Source organism: Paracoccus gahaiensis (genome assembly GCF_005048225.1).
Lineage (GTDB): Bacteria > Pseudomonadota > Alphaproteobacteria > Rhodobacterales > Rhodobacteraceae > Paracoccus > Paracoccus gahaiensis.
This window is the reverse complement of the sequence record NZ_SUNI01000017.1, coordinates 78,490-86,907: the sequence shown is the minus strand read 5'-3', so window position 1 is coordinate 86,907 and position 8,418 is coordinate 78,490. Positions and strand designations below refer to the sequence as shown.

The window sequence follows — 8,418 nt, the reverse complement described above, 5'->3', positions numbered from 1 at the left end:
GATCTCGCCCTCGGCCACGGACAGGCTGACATCGTCCAGAGCCTTCACGCCCGGAAAGCTTTTGCTGATGCGGCGCATTTCAAGCAGCGCGGTCATGGCCCATCCCCCCTTGGCGGCGCCGCCCCGCTTGGGGGCGGCACCACGGTCTCACTGGATCTGCTCGGCGGTGTAGTACCCGCTGTCGACCAGAACCTCGCTCCAGTTCGCGCCATCGACCGGCACGGGCTCCAGCAGGAACGAGGGGACCACCTTGACGCCGTTGTCATAGGTCTCGGTGTCGTTGATCTCGGGCTCGCCGCCCTTCAGCATGGCGTCGACCATGCCGACCGTGACCCGGGCCAGCTCGCGCGTATCCTTGAAGACGGTCGCATATTGCTCGCCCGCGACGATCGACTTGACCGATTGCACCTCGGCATCCTGGCCGGTGACGATGGGCATGGGCAGATCGCCCGAACCATAGCCCACGCCCTTGAGCGACGAGAGGATCCCGATCGAGATCCCGTCATAGGGCGACAGGACGCCATGGACCTGCGCGTCGGTATAGGCCGAGGACAGCAGGTTATCCATGCGCGCCTGCGCGGCCGAACCGTCCCACCGCAGCGTGCCCACGGTGTCCATGCCCGCCTGACCCGACACGATGGCGATGCGGCCCTCGTCGATCAGCGGCTGCAGGATCGACATGGCGCCGTCATAGAAGAAATAGGCGTTGTTGTCGTCGGGGCTGCCGCCGAACAGTTCCACGTTCCACGGGGTCTGGTCGGGAAAGCGCTCCTCCAGCCCGGCGACCAGCGAGCTGGCCTGCATCACGCCGACCGAGAAATTGTCGAAGGTGGCGTAATAGTCCACGTCCGGCGTGTCGCGGATCAGCCGGTCATAGGCGATCACCCGGATGTCGGAGGCTGCGGCATTGGCCAGTGCGTTCGACAGCGTGGTGCCGTCGATGGCGGCGATCACCAGCACGTCGACGCCCTTGGTGATCATGTTCTCGACCTGGGCCAGCTGGTTGGGGATGTCGTCCTCGGCATATTGCAGGTCGGTCTCGTAGCCGGCCTCCTCGAACTGCCGGACCATGTTGTTGCCGTCGTCGATCCAGCGCGCCGACGACTTGGTGGGCATCGCGATGCCGATGGTCTGCGCCATGGCGCCCGTGGCCAGCCAGGATACGCCGATCGCCAGCGCGACGGCCGTTGTCTTGATCTTCATGGTGTCCTCCCCCGTGGCGGATCCGGGCCGCCGCCCTCTTGTCGATTGCCGTCTCCCGTCGGCACGCGATGACCATAGCAATGCGGGCACATGATGGTAAATTGACATAACCCGAAATCTGCATGACAGGATTGATATGTGCCTTGCCCCCGCCCGCCTGATGCTGAAGCCCGCGCAGCTGCGCCTGATCCTGCAGATCGCCGAGGCGGGCCAGCTGCAGCAGGCGGCGGCCAGCTGCGGGCTCAGCCAGCCCGCCGCCTCGCGCCTGCTGGCCGAGACCGAGCGCCAGCTGGGCGCCGCGCTGTTCGCCCGCCACCCCAAGGGCATGGCGCCGACCGAGATCGGGGCGGCGGTCCTGCGCCGCGCCGGGGTGATCCTGCACGAGATGCAGGGGCTGGCGGGCGACGTGCGCGCGCTGGCGGGGGGGCTGGCCGGATCGGTGCGGGTGGGCGCGGTCACCGGCCCGGCGGTCGATTACCTCGTCTCGGCCATCCGCCAGATCAAGGACGAGGCCCCCGAGGCCGAGGTGACGGTCGATGTCATGCCCTCGCGTGAGCTGCTGGGCCATCTGGTCGCGGGCGACATGGATTTCGTGCTGGCCCGCATCCTGCCCGAATTCGACAGCCGCGAATTGCTGATCCAGCCGATGCGCGACGAGAAGGTCAGTTTCTGCGTGCGCTTGGGCCATCCGCTGGATGACGGCCGCCCCGTCGGCCTGGCCCGGCTTCTGGACCAGCCCTGGATCATGCAGAGCCGCGGCGCGCCGATCCGCGAGGCGACGCTGGACGCCTTCGCCAGCGCCGGCCTGTCCGAGCCGCGCAATGTCGTGAACAGCCCGTCCTTGCTGTTCACCGTGTCCTATCTGGCGCAAAGCGACGCGATCGCGCCCCTGTCGGACGAGGTCGTGGCCCTGTTGACCGACCCGCCGGTCAGCGCCCGCTTCGCGCGCCTGCCCTTGCAGGGACAGATCAGCGTGCCGCCCTATTACCTGCTCAGCCTGCGCCGCCGCCCGCCCTCGCCCCTGGCGGAACGGCTGCGGGCCTGCGTGATCGAGAAGTCGCGCCAGCGCCCCGGCGCGAACCTCTAGCGCGCGGCGGCGATGGCCAGACCGTCGGTGACGGCGGTGAAGACCTCGGTCACCGAATGGCGGGCGTCGGGGAACTCGGCGCGCAGGCTGTCGCCCACCACCGCCATCAGGCTTGAGCCGCCGACATAGATCACCCGGTCCACTTGCCCGGTCTGCAGCCCGGCCCGGCGCAGCGTCTCGCGCGCGGCCTCGCGCAGCTGCTGGCCGGGGGCGGACAGGATCTGCGCCAGCACCTCGGGCGGCAGGGGCGCGCTCAGGCCTGGCTGGATCTGGTCCAGCGCGATGGCCGCCGAGGTCAGCCCGTCATTGGCCGCGATCTTGCCCGCCTCGACCGCGAAGGCGGTGTCATGGCCCAGCTCGTCCTCCAGCACCCGGGCCAGACGGGCGATGCGCTCGGGCGCCTCGGCCAGCCGCGCCATCTCGGCCACCAGGCGGCGGTTCTGGGGGGTATAGGCGAAGGCGATGCGTTCCCAGGTCGCCAGTTCATTGAAGATCGCATTGGGCACCGGCCCGGTGCCCGGCCCCATCGCGCGCCGCAGCGTCGATCCCTTGCCCAGAAGCGGCATCACCCGGTCCAGATTGATCGCGCGGTCGAAATCGGTGCCGCCGATGCGGATGCCGTGGCTGGCGAGGATGCTCACCCCGTCCGCTTCGGCCCGGAACAGCGAAAAATCCGAGGTGCCGCCGCCCACATCGACGATCAGCCCCACCGCACCCGGCTCGGCGGTCACGCCGCTGGCGATGGCCGCGGCCTCGGGTTCGGGCAGGAAGTCCACCTCGTCAAAGCCCGCCGCCAGATAGCAGCGGCGCAGATCCGCCAGCGCCTGAGCCTCGCGCGGGTCGTCCGCGCCGTGAAAGACCACCGGGCGGCCCGACAGGGCGCGGCGGAAGGTCAGGCCCGTCTCGGCCTCGGCCGTGGTCTTGATGCGGTTGAGGAAGCGCGCGATGATGTCGACGAAGGTCACGCGTTCGGACAGGATCTGGCGCGGCTCGTGCATCAGGCTGGTGCCCAGCACGCGCTTCAATGCCCGCATGAACCGCCCCTCGCGCCCGTCCAGCAGCGCCCGGTTCGCGGCCTCGCCCATCAGCAGGCGCCGCGCGTCGCTGTCGATGAAGAAGGTCGTGGGCATGGTCGTCTGCCCCGGCGCCATCGGGATCAGCCGCGGCCGCCCGTCCACCAGATGCCCCGCCGCCGAGTTCGAGGTCCCGAAGTCGATCCCCAGGCTGCCGGACTGCCCTGCCATGTCGAAAGCCCCCACGCGCCTTGGAAAGGCGGCGGTCTAGGCGGCGGCCACGGGGCTGTCAAGCAGCGCCCGGCGGCGGGTCAGGTCAGGGTGGTCAGCGCCACCAGCGCCAGCGCAAAGACCAGCACCGCGATCACGATGTAATGCAGCTGCCCCAGGATCGTGGCCTTGGCCAGCCCGCTGGCCTGATGCAGAAGATCGGGCCAGGTATAGCTGACGAAATCGCCCTGGGTCAGCAGCGCCTGCAACCGGCCTTCGGAATCCACCACCGGCAGGCGGCGGAAGCGCTCGTTCGACATGATCCGCAGCCAGTCGACCACATTGTCGGTCTCGCGTGCCATGCGGATGTCGCGGGTCATGATCTGGGCCAGGGTCACCGTGGTCGGATCGCCGTTCTGGCCCACCAGCTTGAACATGATGTCCCGCTCGGTCACGATCCCCTCGACCCGGCCCGCCATGTCGGTGATGACGATGCAGCCATAGTTCTTGGCCTTCATCGCGGCGACGGCATCGAAGACGGTCATCCCGGCCTGCCCCGTCAGCGGGCTGAACTTGCTGGAAAATTCCGGGCGATCGACGATCCGGGCGCCCTTTCTGGCAGGAGTTTCACTCACGGGCGATGTCCTTCACGGTTCCGGCCGCGGCTCCGGCGGGTGCCGCGAAGTCTGGGCCATCCGCGCGCCCGATCAAGGATTTTCTTGTGCCATCACGTCGCACCCCCTGCACAGCCCTTGGCTCCCGATCCCCCTTTCCGTCACGGCCCCATGCCCTATCCTGCCCCGGTGAAGGAGACCCGATGCTGCTGGCGCTGAGCGATGTGACCAAGACCTATCCCGGCGCGACGGCGCCCGTGCTGCGCGGGGTGTCCTTCGATCTGGACCGCGGGCGGATGCTGGCGCTGATGGGCGAATCCGGGTCGGGCAAAAGCACGTTGCTGCATCTGATCGGCGGGCTGGACACGGCCGACCGGGGCCGGGTGGCGATCAACGGCACCGACCTGACGCCCCTGGACGATGCCGGGCGCGCGGGCCTGCGGCGGGGGACGGTGGGGGTGATCTTCCAGCAGTTCAACCTGGTCCCCTCGCTGAGTGCCGGGGCCAATATCGCCTTTCAGGCCCGGCTGTCGGGCCGCCACGATCCGGCGGTGGACCGGGCGCTGGCCGACCGGCTTGGTCTGGCGGATCACCTGCACAAATATCCCGAACAGCTGTCGGGCGGCCAGCAGCAGCGCGTGGCGATCGCGCGCACGCTGGCGGCGCGGCCCGATCTGGTCCTGGCCGACGAGCCGACCGGCAACCTGGACGAGGCCAGTGCCGAGACCGTCCTGACCCTGCTGATGGATCTGGTGGCCGAGACCGGCGCGGGCCTGATCCTGGTCACCCATTCCGAGCGGCTGGCGGCCCGCCTGCCCCGGCGGCTGCGCCTGCAGGCGGGGCTGCTGGCATGACCGGCGCCGTCCTCTCGGCGCTGGTCGGGCATTGGTGGCGCAGCCCCCTGCAGCTGATCACGCTGCTGGCGGGGCTGGCGCTGGCCACCGCGCTCTGGTCCGGCGTGCAGGCCATCAATGCCGAGGCGCGCGCCAGCTATGACAGCGCCGCCTCGGCCTTGGACGAGGGCACCCTGCCCCGCATCACCCGCGCCGACGGCGGCCCCATCGCGCAGGACAGCTATGTCGCGCTGCGCCGCGCGGGCTGGCTGGTCTCTCCGGTGATCGAGGGGCAATTGGGCGAGGTCCGCCTGGTGGGCATCGAGCCGCTGACCGCGCCGCAGGGCTCGGGACAAGGCTCGGGCCTGCCGGGCCTGCCGGGCGGGGCCGACCTGGGGGACTTCCTGTCGGATCCGGGCCAGATCCTGGCACGCCCCGAGGTGCTGGCCCGCCTGCCCCGGACGGGCGCCCGGCATGTGGCGGCCGAGGATGCCGCCCCCGACATGGCGGTCACCGATATCGGCGTGGCGCAGCGCCTGCTGGACCGTCCCGGCCAGATCGACCGGCTGATCCTGTCGGGCGAGCAGCCCCGCGCCCGCCCCGCGCTGGAGGAGGTCGTGCCCGGCCTGATCCTGACCGCCGCGCAGGAGGGCGCCGACCTGGCCCGGCTGACCGACAGCTTCCACCTGAACCTGACCGCCTTCGGCCTGCTGTCCTTCGCGGTGGGCCTGTTCATCGTGCATGGCGCGATCAGTCTGGCCTTCGAGCAGCGCCGCGCGATGGTGCGCACCCTGCGCGCCCTGGGCGTGCCGCTGCGCCGCCTGATCGCGCTGATGGCGCTGGAACTTGCCGTGCTGGCGCTGGTCGCGGGGCTGATCGGCGTGGCCCTGGGCTATCTGATGGCCGCAGCCCTGATGCCCGACGTGGCGGCGACCCTGCGCGGGCTCTATGGCGCCGAGGTCTCGGGCCAGCTGGCGCTGCGCCCCTCGTGGTGGATCTCGGGACTGGCCATCGCGATGGGCGGCACGGCGGTCGCCGCCGGGGGGGCGCTGTGGTCGCTGGCCCGCACGCCGCTGCTGGGCGCGGTCCATCCCCGGGGCGCGGGCATGGCGCGCTGGCGCGGCGGGCAGGCGGCGGCGGCCCTGGGGCTGCTGGCGGTTGCAGGCGGGCTGGCGCTCTGGGGTCAGGGGCTGCTGGCGGGGTTTGCGATGCTGGCGGCGCTGCTGATCGGCGGGGCCTTGGCGCTGCCGCCCCTCTTGGCGCTGCTGACCGGGCTGGCGCAAGGGCGCGCGACCTCGGCCTTCGGGCAGTGGTTCTGGGCCGACACGCGGCTGCAACTGCCGGGCCTGTCGCTGGCGCTGATGGCGCTGATGCTGGCGATGGCGGCCAATCTGGGCGTCTCGACGATGGTGTCCTCGTTCCGGCTGACCTTTACGGGGTTCCTGGACCAGCGGCTGGCCGCCGACCTGTATGTCGGCGCCACCGATGCAGCCCAGGCCGAGGCGATCCTTGCGGTCGCCGCCACCCATGCCGATGCGATCCTGCCCGCGCTGGCGACCGAGGGGCAGGTGGCGGGCCGCCCGGTGCAGATCCAGGGGATCCGCGATCACGCCACCTATCGCGACAACTGGCAGTTCCTGCGCGCCGCCCCCGATGTCTGGGACGCGCTGGCGCGGGGCGAGGGCGTGCTGGTCAACGAGCAGCTGTTCCGCCGCGCCGGTCTGGACCTGGGCGCCACCGTTCCGCTCGGCGCCGGGCCTGCCCTGCCGGTGCTGGGCATCTACGGCGATTACGGCAATCCGGTCGGGCAGGTCACCCTGACCGAGGACCGCTTTCGCGCGCTGTTCCCCGAGGTTCAGGCGCTGCGCTTCGGCCTTCGCGTGGCCCCCGACCGGATCGACGCACTGCGCGACCGGCTGCGGGACCGGGCCGGGCTGCCGGATGCCGCGATGACCGATCAAGCCGCCGTCAAGGCCGCCGCCCTGTCGGTGTTCGAGCGGACCTTCACCGTCACCACCGCGCTGAACGTGCTGACGCTGGCCGTTGCGGGCTTCGCCATCCTGATGAGCCTTCTGACGCTGGCCGCGATGCGCCTGCCGCAGCTGGCCCCGGTCTGGGCGCTCGGGGTGACGCGGCGGCGGCTGGCGGCGCTGGACCTGCTGCGGACCGTGGTGCTGGCGGCGCTGACCGGCGCGCTGGCCTTGCCCCTGGGACTGGCGCTGGCTTGGGCGCTGCTGGCGGTCGTCAATGTCGAGGCCTTCGGCTGGCGGCTGCCCATGCATTTGTTCCCGCTGGATTACCTGCGCTTGGGCGGGCTGGCCCTGCTGGCGGCGGCGCTGGCCGCGGCCTGGCCCGCCTGGCGCCTGTCGCGCATCCCCGTGGCGCAGCTTCTGGGAGTGTTCCGTCATGAACGTTAAGGCCGTGGCGCTGGCCCTGATCCTGCCGCTGGCGGCGCAGGCGCAGGGCTTTGCCGGATTGGGGACAGAGGCGCAGGATTTTGCCGAGCCCGTCCCCGGACATGTCCTGCACTTCCCCGCCGATCACGGCCCCCATCCCGATTTCCGGATCGAGTGGTGGTATCTGACCGCCACCCTGACCGGCCCGGACGGCACCCCCTACGGCCTGCAATGGACGCTGTTCCGATCGGCGCTGGCGCCGCAGGATGGCACGGGCTGGGACACGCCGCAGCTGTGGATGGGCCATGCCGCCGTCACCACCCCCGAGGCGCATTTCGCCGCCGAGCGTCTGGCGCGGGGCGGCATCGGGCAGGCGGGGGTCGAGGCCGATCCCTTCTCGGCCTGGATCGACGATTGGGCGATGCAGGGGCTGGATCTGGACCGGCTGCGCCTGACGGCCGCGGGCACCGATTTCGCCTATGACGTGGACCTGCGCGCGACCGGGCCGCTGGTCCTGCACGGGCAGGACGGCTATTCGGTCAAGTCGGCGGCGGGACAGGCCAGCCATTACTATTCGCAGCCCTTCTTCGATCTGGCGGGCACGCTGAGCTTGCCCGAGGGCGACATTCCGGTGACCGGCCAGGCCTGGCTGGACCGCGAATGGTCCAGCCAGCCGCTGGCCCAGGATCAGCAGGGCTGGGACTGGTTCTCTCTGTCCTTCGAGGGCGGCGACAAGATGATGGGCTTCGTGCTGCGGGGCGATGCGGACTATACCTCGGCCACCTGGATCACGGCGGAGGGGCAGGCCACGGCCTTTCCTGACGGCGCTTTCGCGGCCCGCCCGCTGGACCTGACCCCGGTGGCCGGGCGGCAGGTGCCGACCACCTGGCAGGTCACCCTGCCCGATCGCGGCGTCGACGTGACCGTCACCGCGCTGAACCCCGATGCCTGGATGGGTGTCTCGGTTCCCTATTGGGAGGGGCCGGTGACCATCACCGGCAGCCATGCCGGCACCGGCTATCTGGAGATGACGGGCTATGGCGACGACTGACCCCCGGCCGT

7 protein-coding genes and 1 pseudogene are annotated in these 8,418 nt (G+C 70.8%); 4 read left to right on the top strand and 4 right to left on the bottom strand.

Annotation, left to right across the window (positions count from 1 at the left end; translation table 11 throughout):
* Together FA743_RS20955 and chvE are read right to left on the bottom strand one after the other, a co-directional pair.
* Positions 1-96, bottom strand: a pseudogene (locus FA743_RS20955) (ABC transporter ATP-binding protein); the annotation flags it as partial.
* Positions 97-147: 51 nt separating this feature from the next.
* On the bottom strand, positions 148-1,203 hold the full coding sequence (gene chvE, locus FA743_RS15740; RefSeq protein WP_136887047.1) for a multiple monosaccharide ABC transporter substrate-binding protein: 1,056 nt from the start codon (positions 1,201-1,203) through the stop codon (positions 148-150).
* 136 nt (positions 1,204-1,339) lie between these two features.
* Here chvE and FA743_RS15735 point away from each other — a divergent pair, with 136 nt between their 5' ends.
* Positions 1,340-2,290, top strand: a complete 951-nt coding sequence (locus FA743_RS15735) for a LysR family transcriptional regulator (RefSeq protein ID WP_136887046.1) — start codon at positions 1,340-1,342, stop codon at positions 2,288-2,290.
* Here the strand turns inward: FA743_RS15735 and FA743_RS15730 are convergent.
* Positions 2,287-3,534 (bottom strand): Hsp70 family protein, encoded by a 1,248-nt coding sequence (locus FA743_RS15730; RefSeq protein ID WP_136887045.1) that lies wholly within the window; start codon positions 3,532-3,534, stop codon positions 2,287-2,289. The two genes, FA743_RS15735 and FA743_RS15730, sit on opposite strands and share 4 nt — an antisense overlap.
* 80 nt (positions 3,535-3,614) lie before the next feature.
* Positions 3,615-4,148: a CBS domain-containing protein gene (locus FA743_RS15725; protein WP_246054992.1), complete on the bottom strand. Its 534-nt coding sequence runs from the start codon at positions 4,146-4,148 to the stop codon at positions 3,615-3,617.
* Between the two features lie 182 nt (positions 4,149-4,330).
* Between FA743_RS15725 and FA743_RS15720 the strand changes: the two genes are divergently transcribed.
* From FA743_RS15720 to FA743_RS15710, 3 genes are read left to right on the top strand one after another with little or no spacing between them, the layout of a single operon-like run.
* Complete coding sequence (locus FA743_RS15720) at positions 4,331-4,981, top strand: ABC transporter ATP-binding protein (protein WP_136887044.1); 651 nt, start codon at positions 4,331-4,333, stop codon at positions 4,979-4,981.
* On the top strand, positions 4,978-7,377 hold the full coding sequence (locus FA743_RS15715; RefSeq protein WP_136887043.1) for an ABC transporter permease: 2,400 nt from the start codon (positions 4,978-4,980) through the stop codon (positions 7,375-7,377). The genes FA743_RS15720 and FA743_RS15715 overlap by 4 nt, the downstream gene beginning before the upstream one ends.
* Positions 7,367-8,407 carry a lipocalin-like domain-containing protein gene (locus FA743_RS15710; RefSeq protein ID WP_136887042.1) on the top strand — a complete coding sequence of 347 codons (1,041 nt, stop codon included), beginning with the start codon at positions 7,367-7,369 and terminating at the stop codon, positions 8,405-8,407. Before FA743_RS15715 ends, FA743_RS15710 begins: the two co-directional genes overlap by 11 nt.
* Positions 8,408-8,418: the final 11 nt, after the last annotated feature.

Bases quoted from the DNA above. Each gene is read 5' to 3' on its own strand.
- chvE (WP_136887047.1), bottom strand. From the start codon at position 1,203: ATGAAGATCAAGACAACGGCCGTCGCGCTGGCGATCGGCGTATCCTGG.
- FA743_RS15735 (WP_136887046.1), top strand. From the start codon at position 1,340: ATGTGCCTTGCCCCCGCCCGCCTGATGCTGAAGCCCGCGCAGCTGCGC.
- FA743_RS15730 (WP_136887045.1), bottom strand. From the start codon at position 3,534: ATGGCAGGGCAGTCCGGCAGCCTGGGGATCGACTTCGGGACCTCGAAC.
- FA743_RS15720 (WP_136887044.1), top strand. From the start codon at position 4,331: ATGCTGCTGGCGCTGAGCGATGTGACCAAGACCTATCCCGGCGCGACG.
- FA743_RS15715 (WP_136887043.1), top strand. From the start codon at position 4,978: ATGACCGGCGCCGTCCTCTCGGCGCTGGTCGGGCATTGGTGGCGCAGC.
- FA743_RS15710 (WP_136887042.1), top strand. From the start codon at position 7,367: ATGAACGTTAAGGCCGTGGCGCTGGCCCTGATCCTGCCGCTGGCGGCG.